The organism is Cupriavidus sp. Agwp_2, assembly GCF_040784895.1.
Taxonomy (GTDB): Bacteria; Pseudomonadota; Gammaproteobacteria; order Burkholderiales; family Burkholderiaceae; genus Cupriavidus.
Genome location: NZ_CP088085.1, coordinates 532,623 through 553,098, shown reverse-complemented (window position 1 = coordinate 553,098; position 20,476 = coordinate 532,623). Strand labels below are relative to the sequence as shown.

The 20,476-nt window shown below is 60.9% G+C and carries 15 protein-coding genes; 7 read left to right on the top strand and 8 right to left on the bottom strand.

Annotated elements, in window-relative coordinates; all coding sequences use genetic code 11:
- Window positions 1–8: 8 nt before the first annotated feature.
- The 6 genes from LPA45_RS32825 (at window position 9) to LPA45_RS32800 (ending at window position 9,137) form a co-directional block, all read left to right on the top strand.
- The gene (locus LPA45_RS32825; RefSeq protein WP_317923279.1) at window positions 9–1,577 is read left to right on the top strand and encodes a class I adenylate-forming enzyme family protein; all 1,569 of its coding nucleotides are present in this window, start codon (window positions 9–11) and stop codon (window positions 1,575–1,577) included.
- Window positions 1,578–2,947: 1,370 nt separating this feature from the next.
- Window positions 2,948–3,556, top strand: coding sequence for a LuxR C-terminal-related transcriptional regulator (locus LPA45_RS32820; RefSeq protein ID WP_317923277.1), 609 nt, complete (start codon window positions 2,948–2,950; stop codon window positions 3,554–3,556).
- 454 nt (window positions 3,557–4,010) lie between these two features.
- Window positions 4,011–5,018, top strand: a complete 1,008-nt coding sequence (locus tag LPA45_RS32815) for a LacI family DNA-binding transcriptional regulator (protein ID WP_317923276.1) — start codon at window positions 4,011–4,013, stop codon at window positions 5,016–5,018.
- A gap of 105 nt (window positions 5,019–5,123) precedes the next feature.
- Entirely contained in the window at window positions 5,124–6,458 is a 1,335-nt protein-coding gene (locus LPA45_RS32810; RefSeq protein WP_317923275.1) for an FAD-dependent oxidoreductase, read from the top strand.
- The gene (locus LPA45_RS32805; RefSeq protein ID WP_116322983.1) at window positions 6,455–8,140 is read left to right on the top strand and encodes a dihydroxy-acid dehydratase; all 1,686 of its coding nucleotides are present in this window, start codon (window positions 6,455–6,457) and stop codon (window positions 8,138–8,140) included. The genes LPA45_RS32810 and LPA45_RS32805 overlap by 4 nt, the downstream gene beginning before the upstream one ends.
- 22 nt (window positions 8,141–8,162) lie before the next feature.
- On the top strand, window positions 8,163–9,137 hold the full coding sequence (locus LPA45_RS32800; RefSeq protein ID WP_116322982.1) for a tripartite tricarboxylate transporter substrate binding protein: 975 nt from the start codon (window positions 8,163–8,165) through the stop codon (window positions 9,135–9,137).
- A 385-nt stretch (window positions 9,138–9,522) separates the two neighbouring features.
- On the opposite strand, the gene LPA45_RS32795 is transcribed toward LPA45_RS32800, so the two are convergent.
- Genes LPA45_RS32795 through LPA45_RS32765 form a run of 7 tightly spaced genes read right to left on the bottom strand, consistent with a single transcriptional unit; the run spans window position 9,523 to window position 17,228 of the window.
- Window positions 9,523–10,521, bottom strand: a complete 999-nt coding sequence (locus LPA45_RS32795; RefSeq protein WP_233528384.1) for a tripartite tricarboxylate transporter substrate binding protein — start codon at window positions 10,519–10,521, stop codon at window positions 9,523–9,525.
- Between the two features lie 59 nt (window positions 10,522–10,580).
- Window positions 10,581–11,729 carry a mandelate racemase/muconate lactonizing enzyme family protein gene (locus LPA45_RS32790; protein ID WP_116322981.1) on the bottom strand — a complete coding sequence of 383 codons (1,149 nt, stop codon included), beginning with the start codon at window positions 11,727–11,729 and terminating at the stop codon, window positions 10,581–10,583.
- Entirely contained in the window at window positions 11,726–12,739 is a 1,014-nt protein-coding gene (locus LPA45_RS32785; protein ID WP_116322980.1) for a hydroxyacid dehydrogenase, read from the bottom strand. The genes LPA45_RS32790 and LPA45_RS32785 overlap by 4 nt, the downstream gene beginning before the upstream one ends.
- Entirely contained in the window at window positions 12,736–13,812 is a 1,077-nt protein-coding gene (locus LPA45_RS32780; protein ID WP_116322979.1) for a tartrate dehydrogenase, read from the bottom strand. The genes LPA45_RS32785 and LPA45_RS32780 overlap by 4 nt, the downstream gene beginning before the upstream one ends.
- Before the next feature lie 21 nt (window positions 13,813–13,833).
- Complete coding sequence (locus LPA45_RS32775) at window positions 13,834–14,718, bottom strand: NAD(P)-dependent oxidoreductase (protein WP_233528383.1); 885 nt, start codon at window positions 14,716–14,718, stop codon at window positions 13,834–13,836.
- 29 nt (window positions 14,719–14,747) lie between these two features.
- A complete protein-coding gene (locus tag LPA45_RS32770) occupies window positions 14,748–16,208 on the bottom strand; it encodes an NAD-dependent succinate-semialdehyde dehydrogenase (RefSeq protein ID WP_116322978.1) in 1,461 nt (486 codons plus the stop codon).
- A gap of 36 nt (window positions 16,209–16,244) precedes the next feature.
- Window positions 16,245–17,228, bottom strand: coding sequence for a D-glycerate dehydrogenase (locus LPA45_RS32765; RefSeq protein WP_116322977.1), 984 nt, complete (start codon window positions 17,226–17,228; stop codon window positions 16,245–16,247).
- A 175-nt stretch (window positions 17,229–17,403) separates the two neighbouring features.
- On the opposite strand from LPA45_RS32765, the gene LPA45_RS32760 reads away from it, so the two are divergent.
- Window positions 17,404–18,255, top strand: a complete 852-nt coding sequence (locus LPA45_RS32760) for a FadR/GntR family transcriptional regulator (RefSeq protein ID WP_317923269.1) — start codon at window positions 17,404–17,406, stop codon at window positions 18,253–18,255.
- A 370-nt stretch (window positions 18,256–18,625) separates the two neighbouring features.
- Here LPA45_RS32760 and LPA45_RS32755 read toward each other — a convergent pair whose 3' ends face one another.
- On the bottom strand, window positions 18,626–20,329 hold the full coding sequence (locus LPA45_RS32755; protein WP_116322975.1) for a phage integrase family protein: 1,704 nt from the start codon (window positions 20,327–20,329) through the stop codon (window positions 18,626–18,628).
- Window positions 20,330–20,476: the final 147 nt, after the last annotated feature.

The following is a 20,476-nucleotide window of genomic DNA, read 5'->3' as shown; positions in this document are numbered from 1 at the left end:
GACTGAGGATGAAGACGAACTTTGCGCGCCTGTTCGCCAACCTGGTCCTGCGCTTCGGCGACAGGGAGGCGCTGGTCAATATCGAACGCAACCGCCGCTACAACTACCGCGAGTTCCATTCGGTCACCAACCGCATCGTCAACATGATGCGCGACCGCCTGCAGCTGCGCCGCGGCGACATCTATCTCTGCGTGCTCGAGAACGACAATATGTCGCTGCTGCATTTCTGGACGGCGCTCAAGGGCGACGCCGCGGCGGCCTATACCAACTTCCGCGATTCGTTCGACGAGCACAGCCGCCAGGCCGGGTACATCCGCCCCAAGGTCGTGTTTATCGAAACCGCACTGCTTGATCGCTACTACGGCATGCTGCGCGACCTGGGTGCCACGGTGGTCTGCATGGATCCGCCGGCCGAAGCGCGCGAGGGTTTGCATTATTTCTGGGACCTGATGGAAGGCGTTCCCGACCACGATCCCGGCGTCGAGAATGACGCGAACAAGGACATCCTTGTCTACCGCTTCACCGGCGGCACCACGGGCGCAGGGAAATGCGCCCAGTACACCATGGACAACTGGCTGGCCTGCCGCGACACGATGTTCATGGAGGCCGAACAGGTCCAACTGCCCGATACCCGCATGCTGCACATGGCGCCAATCAGCCACGGTTCCGGTTTCGGGGTCCTGGCAACGCTGTTCCGCGGCGCCTGCACCGTGACGCAGAACCTGCCGGACCTGGCACTGATGTGCAGGAACATCAAGGCCGAGAAGATCACGATGACGCTGTTGCTGCCGACGCTGGTCTACCGGTTGCTCGACCTGCCAGAGGCGACGGACTATGACCTGTCCTCGCTGCAGACCATCGCCTATGGCGGGGCCCCCATGAGCCCGGCAAAGCTGCGGCGCGCGCAGGAACGCTTCGGCAATATTTTCGTGCAGTACTACGGGGCGACCGAAAGTCTCCAGTCCGTCGCCATCCTCGGCAAGAGCGATCACCTGACCGCGACGGACACCCAGCTCGGCTCCGCCGGCCGGCTCCAGCCACACGTCGAGGTCAGGATCATCGACAACGACGGCAACGACGCGGCACCGGGCGCGGTCGGTGAGATCTGGGCGCGCAGCCGCGGCGTGATTTCCGGCTACTATCAGAACCCCGAGGCCACTGCCGCCGAGTTCGAGGACGGGTTCTGGAAGTCGGGGGACCTCGGCTATATCGACGAGGAAGGCTACGTCCACCTGGTAGACCGCAAGAAAGATATGATCATCACGGGCGGCTTCAACGTCTATGCCATCGAAGTGGAAGCGGCACTCAATGCGCACCCGGCGGTGTCGATGTCGGCCGCCGTGGGGGTGCCGAACGAGGAGTGGGGCGAGGCCGTGCACGCAGAAGTGCAACTGCGCAGCGGCGCGCAAGTCAGCGAGCAGGAGCTGATTGCGTTCGTCAAGGAACGGCTGGGCCGGTTCAAGGGGCCCAAGTCGATCACGTTCGTTGAAGCACTCCCGGTCAGCGTGGTGGGCAAGGTGCTGCGGCGGCAGGTGCGCGACAAGTATTGGCAGGGCAAGGGTCGGAGCGTGGCGTAATTGCTGACAAAGTCGAAACTGCAGGGGGTGGTCTCCCCCTATCCCGCGAAGTGGGATAGGGGAGCAAAGAGGCTGGCATTTCAGCGTGGTCAGCAAGCAATCGCGGCGCGCTCGGGTGCCGCGATTGCTTTCATGCGGGTGGATGGCCTCCGGCTACCCGATACCACTTCGCGCAACGACGTCATGTCGATCACAAAACTCTTCGAGCAAGCTTCGCAACTGCTCTGGGTTGACACCCTCTATTCGGATCCCCAAGGGTTGCTCTTCGCTAGGCATGAAAAGCCTCCTCCGCAGCGACATCATTTGACACGAAGCTGGCATCCGTGGAGCGCAGCTTCCAACTGCGCCAAGACGTGGATCGGATGCCGATTGAAATCAGAGGATCGCTTCATATAGGGGGCGAGCCGGGATAAAGCCGAAAATGACACATATGTCCGGAAGTAATAAAGAACGCGACCTTTATGTCTGGACGGCATATTGGCGGTGCGGCACTTCGGGGTCGGCTGGGTCGGGTTCCTGCCGGCCATTCCGACAGCACCGTGGGGCATCCTGGTGAGCATGCCGAGGGCTGTCGATTAACACGCCGCAGCAGCGCCTCCCTGCTCTGGCGCAATGGCATCTCGACCACGGCTTCCCCGATCCGACCAAGGCGCCGATGGCGCCCAAGGGGTTCGACGGCCTCTGGTCGAGCGAAGACGCACTAAACGGCTGCGGCTCGCCCAGCTAGATCACATCGTGTACCGGCTCGATGCCGCCACCGAGACGGCGCGCGCGGAGCGTGTCCGTCGCCATCGCGCCCGCAGAAGGCATCACCTGTTATTTCCCGCAGACGAAGGGCGACCGCCACTACCGGACAGCGGGGTGCCGCTGCAGCGGCTGGCCCCGTTTGCGCGACGTCGGATCGAATCGCCGCGCCGGCTGTAGCTCGGAGCTGGGATGGTCCAGCCGGAATTGCTCTCGCACTGCCGTAATCTTCCAGTGGGGCATGTCTCGCTCGGACTTGTACGCAGTGAAACAACTGGTGACAGGCAACGTTGTGCTGGCGTGCGACGTCGAGCAGCCGAGCCGTATTCTGCAGACCCCGCGTGACCAGCGGCGCACCACCTAGTGGGTATTGCTCGTCGGTGAACGCCATCTGGTAGTCGATCACCACGATGCCGACTTTGCCGTGCATCCCAATTTCCACACCGCCGTATGAGCGATTTTGTAGTCATCCATATTTGTACCTCCTGGGTTAAAAAGAACATCGATTCGATGCCAGGCAGTCTAGGACGCCTATATACTTACAACAATACGTGTCGATTACCTAAGGAGAACCCCTAGCGTTGGCGCTGCGATGTGCGCCATAGTGTGATGAGGAAGCAATGAACATGACTAAGCCCGCACTTCAAGTCGCTGTCGACTACGGTCGCGCATTTGCCCATATGCCCGCCGCCATGATGATCACGCGCCAGCGCATCATCACCGACTGCAATCTCGCCTTCGTGTTGATGTTTCGCGCCAAACGGGAGCAGCTCGTGGGACAGAGCGTGCGGGTGTTGTATCCGAACCAGGTGGATTTCGAACGCTTTGGAAAGCGGGTAATTCCGATCCTCGCGCAACATGGGCGTTTCACGGACTCGCGGCTAATGAAACGCCTGGACGACGAGTTGTTCTGGGTCAACGTCGCGGGCGCGAGCGAGTATCGCGACGATCCCTACGCCGAAGCCCTATGGATGTTTGCGGAGATGGCCGATGACGATGGCGTCCCGGTTGGGGCGAAAGCGAAAGGCGTGTGGCAGATTGATTCGCAGGCACGCAGTGCGATGACTCGTCGCGAACGCGACGTGGCGACCCTCTTGATCGACAGCAAGACCGCGAAGGAGATCGGAAAATCCCTGGGCATCAGCCCTCGGACCGTGGAGATTTATAGGAGTCGACTGCTGCGCAAATTCAACGTGCCGAGCACGCCAGAACTGATCGAGAAACTGCTGTCCTGATGGCAGAGAGATGACCGTGGCCACCCGGGGCTCGGGATAATCGCAGGTGCATTGGCTCTGAGTTGGACTAGCGGCACCATGATGGCGGGAACAAATTACGTGGAACCGGCGCGACGCGAGTCAGACAGCGGAAATTACGACTACTGTCTCTAGACAACCCGTTTCTGCCGTTTGGTACCCCCAATCCGAACGACAATAATGCTCGACTGAGCGGTCATTACTATGTGCCCGTGGGGTTTCCCGGCCGTGGTCGAGACCCATCAAACATTGGTTTCGGAAGGTCACCAATCGCATCTTCGCAATACACCTTGCCGCCCCGCGGAGGACCATTCTGGTCGGTTTGACGAAACCAAAGTAGCCCGTGGGCCACCGTACTGTCGATATCGTGGCGGCCTGGAAGGGTTCGTTTAGAATCCGGGGCATTTACAGAAAAGTGTGCAGTTCCTACCTCACCATGAGCAAGAGGCTTACCAGCATCGACATTGCCAACTTGGCAGGGGTTTCGCAAACCACCGTCTCCCGTGTGCTTCAGGATTTGCCATCGGTGAAGCCGGAGACCAAGGCGCGGGTCTTGAAGGTCATACAAGACCACGAGTATTCGCCCAGTGCGGCAGCTCGACAGATGAAGACGCGTCGCAGCGGCACGGTTGCGGTCGTCATCGCGAGCCTGTCTAACCCGTTGTACCCAATGCTGCTCCAACTGTTAGTTGAGCGGCTCGCTAGTCGGGGCTTCCGCACAACGGTCTGGGAGCTTGAAGGAAAGATGGACGAGGCAACGGTGCGTGCGCTTGCCGAAAGCGCAACCGATGGCGTCATCTTTGCCGCCGCGCTGGATGAATCCAGGGAGATGCTGACCCGAGTCGCGGCCGAGAAGCCGATCATCCTGATCAATCGCTCTGTCGGAACCGACTTGTTCGACACGATCGTGAGCGACAACTATGCCGGCGGCCGGCGGGTTGCAGACTATTTCGTGTCCGCGGGCAGAAAGTGCATTGGATTGATCTCAGCCGCGTCCAGCAAGAGTTCCAAGGCAAGCACGATTCGCGAACGCGAGCGAGGCTTTATGGAAGGCCTTGGCGAGTTGAGCCAGGGGAACGCATTTGTGCGGGCTGATGCCGCCGACTTTAGCTACGAGTATGGCTTTCGGGCGATGCAGACACTGCTCGCAGAACGCCCTGATGTCGATGCAGTGTTCTGCACAAATGACATTGTTGCGATCGGTGTCCTGGATGCAGCCCGTCGCAGTGGCAAGCAAGTCCCGAGCGACATTTGGATTGTCGGCTATGACGATATTCCCATGGCGCGATGGGAGTGCATCAGCTTGAGCACTGTCCAGCAGCCCTTGCCAAGCATGGTTGAGCAGGTAGTAGACCGCCTCCAGCGTCGTATGACTTCGCCGGAATTGGCCCCGGACACGTTTGTGCTTCCTAATGACCTCGTATTGCGACGCACAACATCTTGAGCTTGGCAGTTTTTCGATTCTCCTTATAATGACTACGTAACCAAAATGGTGGAAGCGTGATTCGGGTCGTAGGGGCCCGGCTCCACGCATTTTTTCGGAGACAAAATGACTACGTATTCATTTGGTGTGGTGTCCGAGCCAGCTCGGTCTACATCCGTGTTTCGCACCGCAGACGTCTGCATCGTTGGAGGCGGAGCTGCGGGGGTGGCCGCCGCGATTTCGGCGGCGCGGACGGGTGCCAAGGTACTGCTTCTGGAGCGCGAGGGCTTCCTAGGCGGCACCCTGACGTCGGTGAGCCTGGGCAGTATCTGTGGCCTCTACGCGGTCACCGACACAGACGTGCAGCAGATTGTGGGTGGCTTCTGCAACGAGGTCATCGAGCGACTGCGGTCACTTGACGGTCTCGGTGAGCCGACCCGCTGGCTGCAGACGGCATCGTTGCCTTACGACTTGTTCGCCATGAAGGTCGCTCTCGATCAGCTCGTCCAGGAAGCGAAGGTCGAGGTGTTGTTTCATGCGATGGTGGTTGGTGTCGCCATGAAGGGGCGCGAACTGGACGCCGTTCTGATCGAGACCAAGGAAGGGCGTCTCGCCCTCCGCGCAAAGTCGTTCGTAGACTGCTCTGGCGATGCCGACCTGGTGAACTTCGCAGGCGCGCCTTGCGAAATTTCCGAAGGCGATCTTCAGTTCCCTACCACCATGGTGCGGTTCGGCGGTGTAGACACCGACTCGCTGGCCCGCTTGAGCCGTCCGGCTCTTCGCGAAAGGCTTGAGCAGGCCGTCACCGACGGTTACGAACTTCCGCGCACCGCGGGCGGTGTTTTTGCCGAACGCCCCGGGCTTGCGCATCTGAACATCACGAAAGTGGCGGTGGACGGAAAATCGCCGAATCCGTTCGACCTCAGTGTCATGTCACGGGCAGAGATTGCAGGACGGGAACAAGTTTGCACGTACCTGAAGGCATTCCGAAAGTATGTGCCGGGATTCGAGTCTGCTTTCGTCATGGATACGGGCGCTGTGATCGGCATCCGAGAAAGTCGGCGCACCGTAGGCGGCTACGTCCTTACGGACAAGGATGTTCTCGATGGAGCGCGCTTCAACGATGCCATCGCGTGCTGTGCCTGGCCAATGGAGGACCACGCTGCGGGTAGGGCCACCAAATGGATTTGGTTGCCGCCCGGCACGTACTTCCAGATTCCCCTGCGTTCGCTTCTGCTGGAAGGTTTCGACAACCTGATGGTGGCTGGCCGGTGTGCATCGGCCACTCATGGCGCGCAGGCCTCGATCAGAGTGACCGCGCAATGCTTCGCCATGGGCGAAGCGGCTGGGCATACCGCTGCAACGGCCGTGGCACGCGGTATCAGCGTTCACCATGTGCCGGCCTCCGATATCCAGCAGGTGCTGGAAAACAATGGTGCCTTCCTTGGAGCCTTGCAATGAATTCCCCGAAATACCGTAGCAATTTCGCCCCGGGTACGACCCGTTGGGCACTGCGCAAGGCCCAATGGCAAGCCCTGGGACTGAGCGACGCCGATCTGGACAAGCCGAAGATTGCGGTGGTCAACACCTCATCGGAGCTGTCGAGCTGCTTCAGTCACCTCGATGGCGTATCCGCCCACGTGAAGGCGGCAATCCGCGCAGCAGGGGGCGTACCTTTCGAGGTTCGAACTGCGGCACCAAGCGACTTCATCACTAGCGCGGGCAAGCAGGGCCGCTATATCCTCCCGTCGCGCGACCTGATCGTGAACGACATCGAAGTGCAGGTTGAGGGCGCACAACTCGACGGTATGGTTTGCCTGGCTTCATGCGATAAAACAACGCCCGGACAAATGATGGCCGCTGCACGGCTAAACATTCCGACACTCGTGGTGATCTGCGGCTATCAGGCCAGCGGCCAGTACAAGGGCGAGCATGTGGACATCGAAGATGTCTTCGAGAAAGTCGGCATGCACGTGACTGGGCAACTCTCTTTTGAAGACCTGGACGGCATGTGTAAGCGTGCCGTGCGCAGCCCCGGTGTGTGCGCGGGTCTTGGGACTGCGAATTCCATGCACATCGTTTGCGAGGCATTGGGCCTGACGCTGCCAGGCGCCAGTCCCGTACTGGCCAACTCGCCTGCGATGGTCGACCAGGCCCGAGCAGCCGGCGCACGCATTGTCGAGATGGTCAATGAAGGTCTGACGCCACGGAGCCTTCTGACGCCGGCGGCCTTCCGAAACGCTGTGCGCGTCGCGTTGGCGCTGTCGACGTCGATCAACGTACTTCGGCATTTGCAGGGTGTTGCGGAAGAGGCTGGAACGGATGTGGATCTCTACGATCTGTTTGACCGGCTCGGACGAGAAGTGCCGCTGCTAGCGACCGTCAAGCCCAACGGGCCCCACCGCACGGAAGAGCTTGAGGCGGCAGGTGGCACCCTTGCGACGATTAAACGTCTAACGTCCATGATCGAGCAGGAGTGTTTGACCGTCTCGGGTAAGACTTGGAGGGCAATTCTCGACGAGTACGAAGCGCCATCGCCATCTATCCTGCGCACGTTGGAGAACCCAATCTCCACGAAGCCATCGCTGGTCATCCTGAAAGGATCGCTTGCACCCGAAGGTAGCATTCTCAAGCTCGGCAATGCCGGTGAGAAGGCGGAAAGCTTCCGTGGCAAAGCGATGGTGTTTCACTCTCAGGAAGAAGCTATCGCAGCGTTGGCGGATGGACGTATCACGGAGGGGACCGTAGCGTGCCTGCGTGGTATGGGGCCGATTGGCGGCCCGGGCGTGGCGTTGGCGTCGTCATTTGTTGCAGCCGTCGAAGGTGCGGGCTTCAACGGCAAGGTTGCCGTCGTGACGGATGGCCAGCTATCTGGATTGAACCGCGGTGTCGCCGTCGGTCAGGTTTGCCCCGAAGCCGCCGCGGGCGGCCCCTTGGCTCTCGTCAAGGATGGCGACGCGATCGAAATCGACATTCCCGGTCGGCAGATTAATCTGCTTGTCGACCAGAACGAGATGGCTTCGCGTCGGGTCGACGCAGCACCGATCCAGGGCGCTACGGAGCAAGGCTGGCTGAACATCTATAGCAAGACGGTGAAGCCGCTGGCGAGAGGAGCGGTACTGATTCCCATCCATCCTCGATAAACTAGAACTGAAGGAGACACTCATGAAAGCACTAATCAAAACTGCGTGGCGTGCGGTCATCGCTGCTTCAGCCCTGGCGTCAGGCATCGCCATGGCAGCCTACCCGGATAAGCCTGTGCGCATTGTCGTGCCATACCCGCCGGGGGGCGCTTCCGATACAACGGCACGTCTACTGAGCGAAAAGCTGAAGGAAGTCACCGGTGGGACATTCGTAGTCGAGAACCGGCCCGGCGCAAACGGGAATATTGCGGCTGAGATGGTGGCCAAGTCGCCGGCAGATGGCTATACGCTTCTGATGGCGAACGTCGGCCCGAATGCCATCAGCCAGTCGATCTACCCGCACCTCGGCTACGACGTCAACAAGAGCTTCGCCCCCATTGGGCAAACCACCACGGTGCCGATCGTCCTGGTGGCCGGGCCCAAGGTCAAAGCGACAGACATTAAGGGACTGGTAGCAGAAGTCAAGGTCAACCCAGGAAAGTACACATTTGCCTCGGCCGGCAATGGCTCCTCCAACCACCTGGTTGGCGAGATGTTCAAGTCTGGGCTGAAGCTGGATATGATGCACGTGCCCTATAAGGGTGATGGCCCAGCAATGACCGATGTGATGGCTGGGCAAGTATCGATGATGTTCACTACGGCAGTTGCTGCACGTCCGTACGTGACGGGCGGCAAGCTCAAGCTCGTGGCCGTGGCGAGCAAGAAGCGAGTGCCGGCATTTCCCAATGCACCAACAATCGATGAATCGGTGATCAAGGGATTCGATGCCTCTTCTTGGGGCGGTCTTGTCGCACCTGCCGGAACATCGCCAGAAATCATCAAACAACTGAGCGCAGCACTGATGAAGGTACTTGCTATGCCAGAGGTAAAGGGCAAGTTGGCGACGCTCGGTGCAGAAGTGGTGGCAACAAAGCCTGAGGAGTTTGCAGGATATATCAAGAGCGAAGCCGACAAGTGGGGCGCTGTCGCGAAGTCGGCAAACGTTGTCGCTGAATAAGCCAGCTCGGATGTGATCGGCCCTTGAGACATCCTCTGGTCTCAAGGGCCGATCGCGTTTGTCCCGTCGCACTGTACGGGACTTCGGCAAGCAGTGCGGAAAGAGGAAGCGGCAAGCAAAAGGCCCTGCAAAAATTACCTGCAGGGCTTTTTTTGGTTCGCGACTGATTCCTGGCCGGTCAAGGGATCTTTGACGCAGCTTCGGGCAAGCTTGCGCAGATTGATTTGGTCCGACAGCTTGCACGGCGCCACAACGGTTCGCTGCCAATGTCCGCTGACAGATCGGGGATAAACAAAAAGCCCGCCGGACGTACGGCGGGATATTGAAGAATGCTCCCGGATCAGAGCGTGTCCGCTACCGTGCGGACACTTTCTCGACGCAGCAGTTACTCCAATCGGACGTTCGCATCGCGGACCACGCTTCCCCATTTCTGGATCTCGGCTTCCACGAGTGTGGCGAATTTGGTCGGGGAGCTACCCACAACCTCCACGCCTTGTTCTCGGAATCGCTTCACGATTTCAGGATCCGCCAACGCCTTCGCGATTTCCTGGTTGAGTTTCTGAACGACCTCCTTTGGCGTGCCAGCGGGTGCCTGAATGCCGAACCAGACGTTGACCTCGTAGCCGGGCACCCCTGATTCAGCGATGGTCGGCACATTTGGCAACAGCGTGGATCGCTGCTGACCAGTGACGGCAACAGGCTTGAACTTGCCGGCCCGGATCTGGTTCATCACATTGGGCAAGTTGTCAAACAGCACGTCGATTTCACCGCCGAGTAGAGCAACAACTGCCGGTCCACTGCCCTTATACGGGACGTGCGTCAGCTTTGTACCAGTCATCTTCTCGAAGAGTTCCATCGACAGATGATTGGAGGAGCCGGATCCAGTGGACCCGTAGTTCAGCTTGCCGGGATTCTTCTTGGCAAAATCGACGATGTCCTTGATGGTCGAAAATCCAAGGTCGTTGCGCGCCACCAGCACGTTTTGGGTGCTAGCCGCCCAGATGACCGGCGAAAAATCCTTCGTCGCATTGTAGGGAAGCTTCGTGCCGTACAACGCGGGAAGTGCGGCGAACGGCAGGGGCGTAATCAGCAACGTGTAGCCATCGGGCGCGGCTTTCGCAACCATCGAATTGCCGATCAATGTGTTGCCACCTGGTCGATTGTCAACGACCACCGGCTGCTTCCAGAGCTTGGTCAGCTTCTCGCCCACGGTGCGCGCCAGAGTGTCGTTGAAGCCGCCGGGGGTATATGGCACGACGATGCGAATGGGCTTGTCCGGGTATGCATCGCTCGCAGCGCCAATGGCGCTACCGAAGGCGGTCGTGCCGGCGGCGCCCGCCAGAGATGACAGAATCCATTTGCACGCGGTTCTTCTGCTAGGCATGTTTGTCTCCTTCACCATCTTTTGCATGTGGTGGATCGGTGTCTGCAGAGCGTAGTTGCTCAGAACTTGACGACGTAACCGGGGCCGTCGATCAACGGGTACTGCTTGAAGATTTCCTCGTCGACTTCGACACCCAGGCCCGGTGCTTCCGGCGGGACCACGCAACCATCACGGCCGATTTCGAAAGTCTTGCCGAACATGTCCCGGAATGGATTGAAATGCGAAACGCAGGCTTCGAAGTAGCCGGCGTTCTCGGTTGCAGCGAGGAAATGCAGCGTCGCGGCATGATTGAGGCCCGTAGCGGAGCTGTGGGCGTGGATGGGGATGCGGAAGGCCGAGGCCATAGCGGCGATGCGCATGCCTTCTGTAATGCCGCCCGTCTTGGACAGGTCGGGTTGCCAGACCTGGACTGCCCCGGCTTCCAGCAGTTGCGCAAACTCGAATCGCATGAAGTGATTCTCGCCAGCCGCGATCGGGACGACGGGGGAAATCCGGGCAGCCTCGCGATACGAAGCGAAATCGTTGCAGGCGAATGGCTCTTCGAGCCAGCCCGCTTGAATTTCCGCCAGCACAGGCATAACACGGCGCACGTCAGCGATCGTGTAGGCCGTATTCGCATCGGTCAGGATGTCGATGTCATCGCCGACCACGCGGCGCACATGGCGTACCCGCTCGATATCCGCCTTGACCGAGTCGCCGATTCGCAATTTGACGGCCTTGTAGCCCTGTTCGATATAGGACTGGGCCTCTTCGGCCAGCGACGCCGCAGGCTGGTATCCCAGCGCGATGCCGCCGGCATAGGCCGGAATGCGTCGACGCGAGCCGCCCAGCAGCTTGTAGAGCGGCATGTTCGCCGCCTTGCCGCGGATATCCCAGAGTGCCATGTCGATGCCCGAATGCGCCAGCGCGGCGCCGGCGCCAAGACCGTGGCTGGAGAACTGCATGCGGTGCACGCGCTGCCAGGTGCCGACCACGTCCGTGGCGTCCATGCCAACCAGCAGCGGCGACAGGGTGTTGTGAATAAGGCTGGTGATGGCGCCAGGACTGCGCCCGGGATGCGACTCGCCATAGCCCACGATGCCCTCGGACGTTTCAACGCGGATGATGATCGCGTCACGCTTGAGCGTACTACCCACGCCCATGGTGACCGTTTTTCCTTCGGGCAGACGATAGGACAGGGGGATTGCGGTAATGCGGGTGATCTTCATTTGATTGTCTCCTGGTTGACGGTGTTGAATTCGGGGTTGACGATGTTGCGTGGTCGTTCGCCTCGCAGCAGGGCGAGCATTGTGTCGGCGGCGGCCAGGCCCATGGCCATGGAGGCGTCTTGGGTCAGGCCAGCGATATGCGGTGTCAAAAGGACGTTCTGCAGAGTTCGAAGCCGGCTGTCGTCCGGGAGCGGATGTTGTTCAAATACATCGAGTACGGCCCCGCCTATGGTGCCGCTGCTCAAAGCGTCGATCAGATCCGCCTGCTGGATGATTGGCCCCCGTGCCACATTGACGAGCACGGTAGTCGGACGCGCATGCGCCAAAAGCGTCTTGTTCACCATGCCTCTTGTTGCTGCGGTAAGAGGGCACGCGAGTACGATGTAATCGCTGTGGGCGAACAAATCGGAGAGTTCTGCCGGGGCGACGTGCGGCGGGAGCTTGGATGGTGTCGACGTATGCGCAAGCAGCTTCATGCCGAAGCCCGCGCCTGCGATCTCCGCGACCCGGCGCCCGATGGCACCGAAGCCAATGATTCCCAGTGTGGAGCCGCGAAGTTCCCTGGATTGCTCTCCCGCGATCATGCGGCGGTTCCAGTCGCCGTCACGCACGGCATCGTCGAAGGCTGCCAGCCTTCTAGTCATTGCGAGCATGGCAGATACCGCAAATTCGGCAACGGCGTTCGAGTTCGTGTCCGGCGTATTGGCCACTGGGATGCCGTGAGCCGTTGCGCGGTCTACCGGAATGAAGTCCACGCCAACACCATGACGAACGACGGCGCGAAGACGATGCTCGCGCTCGAACAGATCGCCAGGGAGCTGTCGCCGTACGATCAGACCGTCAACCTGCGCAATGCGATCTCGAAGGGCTTGATCACTAGCCGCGCCAATCAGTCCTGGAGGCAGTAACTCGACGTCAGCGTCAGCCGCCAGTCGAGCATGCGCCTCCGGGACGATGGCATCAGTCAGCAGCACAAGCGGGCGACTCTCTACCCTGGAGGCTTGTGTCATGCGAGCACCGCCCTGGCGATTTCAGCGCCCATTTCCTGTGTACTGGCCCTTCCACCCAGGTCTGGCGTATGTACGCGATCGGGATGCGTAAGGACAGTTTCGATGGCCTTCATGATCGCGGCCGCTGCCTCAGGCTGTCCGAGGTGTTCCAGCATCATGGCCCCAGACCAGATCTGACCGATGGGATTCGCAATGCCTTGTCCCGCGATGTCTGGGGCGGAGCCATGCACCGGTTCAAACATCGACGGATATTTCCGCTCCGGGTTGATGTTTGCGCTCGGCGCCACTGCAATCGTTCCCGTAATACCTGGGCCGAGATCGGAAAGGATGTCGCCGAACAGATTCGATCCAACCACGACGTCGAAGCGCTCCGGGGACATCGCGAACCGCGCTGCCAGGATATCGATGTGGTATTGGTCGGTGCGGATGTCGGGATAGTCGGCACCCACTGCGGCAAACCGCTCGTCCCAGAAGGGCATGGAATGGAAGATGCCATTGGACTTGGTGGCCGATGTCACGTGGTTCCGTCCGAGCTTCTTAGCGAGATCAAACGCATAGCGCATGATTCGATCGGTTCCGCGACGAGTGAAGATGGCCTCCTGCGTGACGAACTCATGTTCCGTGCCGGCGAACATGCGTCCGCCAACTTGCGAGTATTCGCCTTCGGTGTTCTCGCGCACGATCCAGAAGTCGATGTCGCCGGGCTCCTTGTTGGCGAGCGGGCAGGGAACACCGGGCAGAAGCCTGACCGGTCGCAGGTTCACGTACTGGTCGAATTCGCGGCGGATCGGGATGAGGAGGTTCCACAGTGATACGTGGTCCGGCACGCCGGGGAAGCCGACTGCGCCGAGAAAGATGGCGTCAGAGTCGCGTAGTCGCTCGATTCCATCGGACGGCATCATGCTTCCATGGGCGTGGTAGCGGGCGCAGCTCCAGTCATAGGTCGTGAAGGCGAGCGTGAAACCGAACTTAGCGCTGGCGGCTTCCAAGACCCGGATGCCTTCAGGGACCACTTCGTTGCCAATGCCATCGCCTGGAATGACGGCAATCTTGTATTGCTGGTTTTTGATCATGGTGGCGGTTTCCGGGGATGGTCAGCGAACGGATGCCGGCTCGGCCAGCAGCGCGACAAGCTCCGGCACGGTGCCATCGGAGCGTTGGTCATAGGCGCCGGCGTAGGTTTCGCGGATCGCTGAGGCAGTTGCATGACTGGCGCCCACTTCGCTCGCCATCGTGTCGTAGTAGGTCATGTCCTTCAGCGCGTTGGAGATGGTGAAGCGGAACCCGGAGCTGTCGCCCCGCTCAATGAAGGGACGCAGGCGTTCCAAGATGACACCGGCACCGCCGCCCTTGGCCAGCACATCCACAAGGACCTCGGGACTGACATCAGCGCGTGCTGCACAGGCGGCAGCCTCTGCCAGGACTGCGGAGAAACCCAGAGACACGAAGTTGTGCAACAACTTGAGCCGGTGTCCGGAGCCGACAGGCCCGGCGAAAGTGATGTTTTCGGCGAAGCTCTGCAGCAGTGGCAGGCATTCTTGGTAGAGCGACTCGTCGCCGCCGACGATCAGGTTCAGTCGCCCCTCGGCGGCTTCTTTGGGCGTACGCGTCATTGGCGCGTCGATGAACCTGCCACCGGCCTTTTGCACGGCGGCGGCGATGCGCTCGGTCGAAGAGGGGATCGCCGTCGAGCAATCGATGACCACGGTACCGGGCCGCAGGGCGCTGAGGAGGCCTTGGGCGCTGAAAAGCACATCCTCGACCTCGGGGGATCCGGTAACGCAGAGAATGACGATGTCGACTTGGCCGGCGAGTTCCGAGATAGCCGGTACGGTTTTCGCCCCCGCATTCAGCAGTGCGTCGAGTGGCTGATTACCTGGATGTTCGAGGACCACCAAGGGATAACCATGCTTTGCCACATTCGTCGCGATGCCATGGCCCATCATGCCAATGCCAATCATGCCCACTGATTTCTTCATGATTCTGTCTCCTGTTGTTGTCTCATGGCTCAGCGCAATGCCAGGCCGCCAGCGCAGATGTACTTGACCTCGATGTAGTCCTCGATGCCGTATTTGGATCCCTCCCGGCCGACACCCGACTCCTTCACACCGCCGAACGGTGCGACCTCGGTGGAGATCAGGCCCTCGTTCAGGCCCACGATGCCGCATTCGAGCGCCTCTGCCACGCGCCAGGAGCGGGCGTAGTTGGTGGTATAGAAATAGGCAGCCAGGCCGAAGGGCGTGTCATTTGCCATTGCGACGGCTTCTTCCTCAGTCTTGAAGCGGATGAGGGGGGCCACCGGGCCGAAAGTCTCCTCATTCATGAGCTTCGCCTTCGGCGACACGTCCGTGAGGATCGTCGGCTTGAAGAAGCGGCCGCCTAGGGCGTGGGCCTTGCCGCCGGTGAATACTTGCGCACCCAGAGAGACGGCGTCGTCGATGTGTTCGCGAACCTTCTCGATCGCCGCGTCGTCAATCAGCGGTCCCAGATCCACGCCCGGTGCCATGCCATCGCCGACGACTTGAGCTTCCACTGCGATCCTGAGCTTCTCTGCGAACGCGTCGTAGACGCCGTCCTGGACGAAGATGCGGTTCGCGCAGACGCAGGTCTGACCGGCATTACGAAATTTCGAGGCCATGACGCCGGCGACGGCAGCGTCGAGGTCAGCGTCGTCGAAGATGAGGAATGGCGCGTTGCCGCCTAGTTCCATAGAAACTTTCTTCACCGTACCGGCGCATTGCTCGAGGAGAGTCTTGCCGACCTCGGTGGAGCCCGTGAACGACAGCTTGCGCACGACGGAGCTCGATGTGAGCTCACCCCCCACAACGGAGGCGGAACCGGTGACCACATTCAATACCCCATCCGGGATTCCTGCTTCCTTGGCCAGAGCGGCGAGCGCCAGCGCAGAGAAGGGCGTGGCAGAAGCAGGCTTGATCACGATCGTGCAGCCTGCAGCCAAAGCGGCGCCAGCCTTGCGCGTGATCATCGCATTCGGGAAATTCCACGGGGTGATGGCGGCGACGACGCCGATGGGCTGCTTGATGACGATGATGCGCCGGTCCGATGACGGCGCAGGAATCACATCACCATAGATTCGACGTGCTTCTTCCGAGAACCATTCAATAAAGCCAGACCCGTAGGCAATCTCACCCCGGGACTCTTTCAGCGGTTTGCCTTGCTCAAGCGTGAGGATCGTTGCCAGGTCCTCCTGGTTGGCCATGCAGAGATCGAACCATCGACGCAGCAGGCGGCTGCGTTCGCGCGAACTGGTTGCGCGCCATGCCGGAAGGGCTCGGTCCGCGGCGGCGATGGCTGCCTGGACGTCGGCGGCCGTCATGCGGGGCACAGTACCGAGCTGTTGCCCTGTTGCAGGATTTGTGACGGGCACCACTTCGCCATCAGCAGCGTCTACCCATTGGCCATTCACGTGGCACTGTTGGCGGAAGAGAGAAGGATTCTGGATCTGCATGAATAGGAACTCCGGTCGCTTTGACTTGAAGGGGGATCAGGAAAGCAGGTTGGCGGGTCGTTCGCCGCGGCGCAGTGCCGCGATCCCGTCGATTAGAAGCCATCCCATGGCGTTGCGCGTTTCCTCTGTCGCGCTGCCGATATGCGGACTGAGAAAGACGTTGTCGAGAGCGCGATAGCGCGGATCGACGTTCGGCTCGTTGGCGAAAACATCAAGGCCAGCAGAAAAGACGTGGCCGTCGTTCAGCGCTTCGATCAGCGCATCGTCATCGACGATGTCGCCGCGGGAAATATTGGCGACGACAGCGCCAGGGGGCAGTGCTCGGATGTGCGCTTGATCGAGCGTTCCCTTGAGCTGTGGTGAACCCGGTGCCGCGACCAGCAGCATCTCGCTGTGTCGGCAGAGGCTTTCGAGGGTCGCGTGGTAGATGGCGCCCTCGGCGTCCTCTGGCCCGAGTTGGGAGCGGTTGTGGTAGTGGATTTGCATGCCGAATGCGCGGGCACGCGTCGCGATGGCTCGGCCGATGCGCCCCATGCCGAATATGCCGAGCCGCTTGCCGACCAGGCCTTTGCCCAGCAGTTGAGCGGGCGCCCAACCAGGCCATTGGCCGCTGCGGACCATGCGATCTGCTTCATAACCGCGCCGTGCGGCATTGAGCAGGAGCATTAGCGCGACTTCGGCACAAGCATCGCTCAGGACGTCAGGCGTATGCAGAACCTCGATGCCGAGTTCGCGAGCCGTGGCCAAGTCGATGTGGTCGTAGCCTACCGAGAGAGTGGCCACCGTCTTGAGGGTGGGCGACAGTGCGCGCAACACATTGCCGTCAATGCGCTCTGTCGCGGTCACCAGCAGAACGCTCACGCCCTTGGCGCGCTCGATGATTGTGGCGGAATCCGTCAGTTCGTCGCTTTCGTTCAGTTTTACGACGAAGCGCTCTTTCAGCGCGGCTTCGATCTCCGCAGGCATGCGTCTGCATACGTAAGCATTTTCAAGCGACTGATTGTGATCCTGGGCCGTCATTGATGCAGTCTCCTCGTTGGTTTGCGACACCGTCGCACGAAGTCGTTGTGTTCTTGTGATTTGTATTACAAATTCATATGATGAGTATGTCAAGCAAATTTGTTTGCGGTGCTATGATGTGGATTAGTGAGCAGCGCTGACGCGCGGCGAAGCAACGACAAGTGGAGCATTACCTTTGCAAAGCACAACTGAAAATCTGACGGAAGCAGAGCGGCAGCCGGCGGGGAAAGGCGGTTTTGAGCCCACATTGGCCGAGCGCGTCACCGAGCATCTCGCTGGGCAGATCCGACGCGGTCTGTACCCCGTCAATGCTCGTCTGCCGACGGAAAAGTTCATGACCGAGCAGTACGGCGTGAGCCGCACCGTGATTCGTGAAGCCATATCCCGCCTTAAGTCAGAGGGCCTCGTGGAAAGCCGGCAGGGGAGCGGTACGGTTGTGCTCAATCCCGCGACCGCAGAGGTATTCCGCCTTGGGCGTGGCGGTTCCGACCCGGCCTTGGGCGTCGTGCGAATCCTGGAACTGCGTCGTGGGATTGAGGCGGAAATGGCCGCATTGGCTGCGGAGCGCCGTAGCGATAGGCAAATGGACGACATCCGGAACGCATTGCGCGAGATTGACTCTGCAGTGCGGGCGGGCGGCGACGGCGTCGAAGAAGACCTGGCATTCCATCTTGCGGTGTCCCGTGCCACTGGCAATCCCCACTACACCGAGCTACTCGGCATGTTGACGCGGGCGTTGAGAGACGCCATTCGTCTCACGCGCGGCAATGAAGCCAGGCATAGTGATCTGGCTGCGCATGTCCGCACCGAGCATGCGGAGATCTGCGCTGCGATCGAAACCCAGGATCCGCCACGCGCCCGCCAGGCCGCCTTCCAGCACATGCGCAATACGGAAGAGCGGATTCTCACCGCCGAACGGGACTTCTGGACTGGCGATAGCCGAACTGCCGCGCAGAGACTGGCCGGAGCCAACCTTTCGACAGTGATACGGCGTGCTGCGGAAGGGGGTAGGACCGAAGCCGAATAGAAGCGGCTTTCGCTCACGAACCGGATCATTCCACTTGGGGGTAGCCGACAGGCCTCGGGCAATACTTTTCGGCTGATCGCCCATAATTTCCCCGCTAACAATCACCGGACCCTCGCTGGCTGGTGCGTCGCACAACAATCAACGCTTTCCGTCGGCCTTCGCTGGCGATAAAATGAATACGTAGCCATTTATGTAATGCATCGATGTAGATTGGTCAATGCATTGAGTCAATCATGTTGTGCTGCTGCTCATGCGAGATGGTCCGCGGGATGACCCCGAGGCACGCTCGTGAGAGATGGTGTTTCTGGGGTCGCTTCAGAAAACGGAAAATATTGCACGCTAAGCCACGGGAGGCCTGGCCGAGCGCCGGTTATCGAGCGGCGAAGGCCTGATTCATCTGGCGTGCCCGCTTGACCTCGTCGCTTTGCAGGTAGATTGAGGTGGTCGCCACCGAAGCGTGACGAAGGTTGTCGCGCACGCTGGTCAATTCCGCGCCGCGGGCCAGAGCGTGTGTGGCATGGGTATGGCGCATCCAGTGCGGGCTAGCTCGGCGCAGCTTCTCGGCCACTGTTGGGTTGTCTGGTGCAATCACATCGGCGGCCTGACCAAAGAAGCGCCGCATCACGTGCCAGAGGCGGGTCCCGGTAATGCTGGCCGCGCTATCCTGCTCCAGGCTGGCGAGGAGCGGCGTCTTGGGATCCCAACGGGCCGGCGTCACCGGCAGCCCCCGTTGCACCAGGTACTGGTCGAGCGCCGAGCGTGCCAGTGGCGGTAGCGCCACTTTCCCTGGCCGACTCCCCTTGCCGATCAGGTGCAGCCAGTGGTCGTGGTGTTCATCCACATGGATGTCCCCCAGGGCCGCGCCGACCAGTTCGCTGGCGCGCAAGCCGGTGGCATAAGCGAAATCCAGGATAAAGCGCAGGCGCTGGGCTGCGGAGGCATCCCAGCCGTAGGACCATTCCAGGCCGTCGGCAATGGTACGCACCAGCAGCCATTCGCCCTCGGTAAATCCTCTGGAGGTATCGAGGGCGGCGACGCGAGTGCGGCCACGTACCTTGATCCCGGCAAACGGATTGGCCAATACGTAGCGTTGCTCGATCAGCCAGCGGAACAAGGCGCCCAGCACCGATAACGCGTACGCTGTGGAGCGGGCCGAAAGCGCTCGTGCAAACGGCCGCCAATCGGGGGCGCTGCGTGCTCGCGGTGGCCCGACCCACCGCTCGCGCGGGGTCGGCCGCCGCAGGAAAGCGCGATAGGCGATGGCGTCTTCCGTCGTCAGCGACGACAGCGCCCGACCGCGTTCGACAATCGCCCACAGGATCAGCCGCTCGGCTTCCTTCCGGTAGGCGCGTTGCGTGGTGGGGGCCTCATGTAAGGCGAGCCAGGCCTGCACCGCCTCGTAGTCGTTGGACGCGTCGAGCGTGCAGGCCTGCCGCGGCGCCCGGAAACTGCCCCGCGAGCCGTCCACCTCGTGCGGCAGATGCAGCCGCTCCCACGGCACCACCGCACTCGGCGACGTGGTGACGATCAGCGCGCGCGCCCGCTCGGTCAGTTGCGGGTGCGCGCGAAAGAAGTCCTCGATGTGCCGTGCGCTGGCCTGCCCCAGGTCTGGGATCGCGCTCCACCAGCGGCGTCGGCGCGGCACCCGCACGGTCAGGTCCGCCAGCGTCTGGATGCCGTGGGCGCGCAGGGCGCGAACGGCCCGGGGTGCCAGCCAAAGCCCAATGTCGTCCGTGACCTGAGGCTGCGGGGCTGGAAGGGAACGCAGGACCTCGATCGCATGGCCCACAGCACTGGCGCACTGCGGCCGTTCGCTGACGGGACGCCGAAACAGTTCGGCCAGGTCGGCACGCTGGCGATGCTGCGCGAACGCGATCAGCTGTCGGCGGATTCGGCCAAGGATGCCGCGCGCCGACTGGCCCGGCGCCTTGGCATGGGGCAGATAGCGCTCCACCGCGGCGCGGGACGAAAGGCCCGCGTACCACGCGCGCAGCGCGGCAAGCGCAGCCTCATCGGGGAAGTCGGGGGATTCGGCGACGCTGGGGATGGGGGGCGGGGTCTGGCGCGTTTTCATGCCTGCCAGTTTAGGCCGTAAACCGATCCATTACGATAAGAAGGATTATCTGAATAGATCGTATAGACTGCTGATTTTTTGGCCGAAACCCGCCCTCGGAAACCGGTGTCGTGCCCCGGCACCGCGGATTCCGACGCATTGTGAACC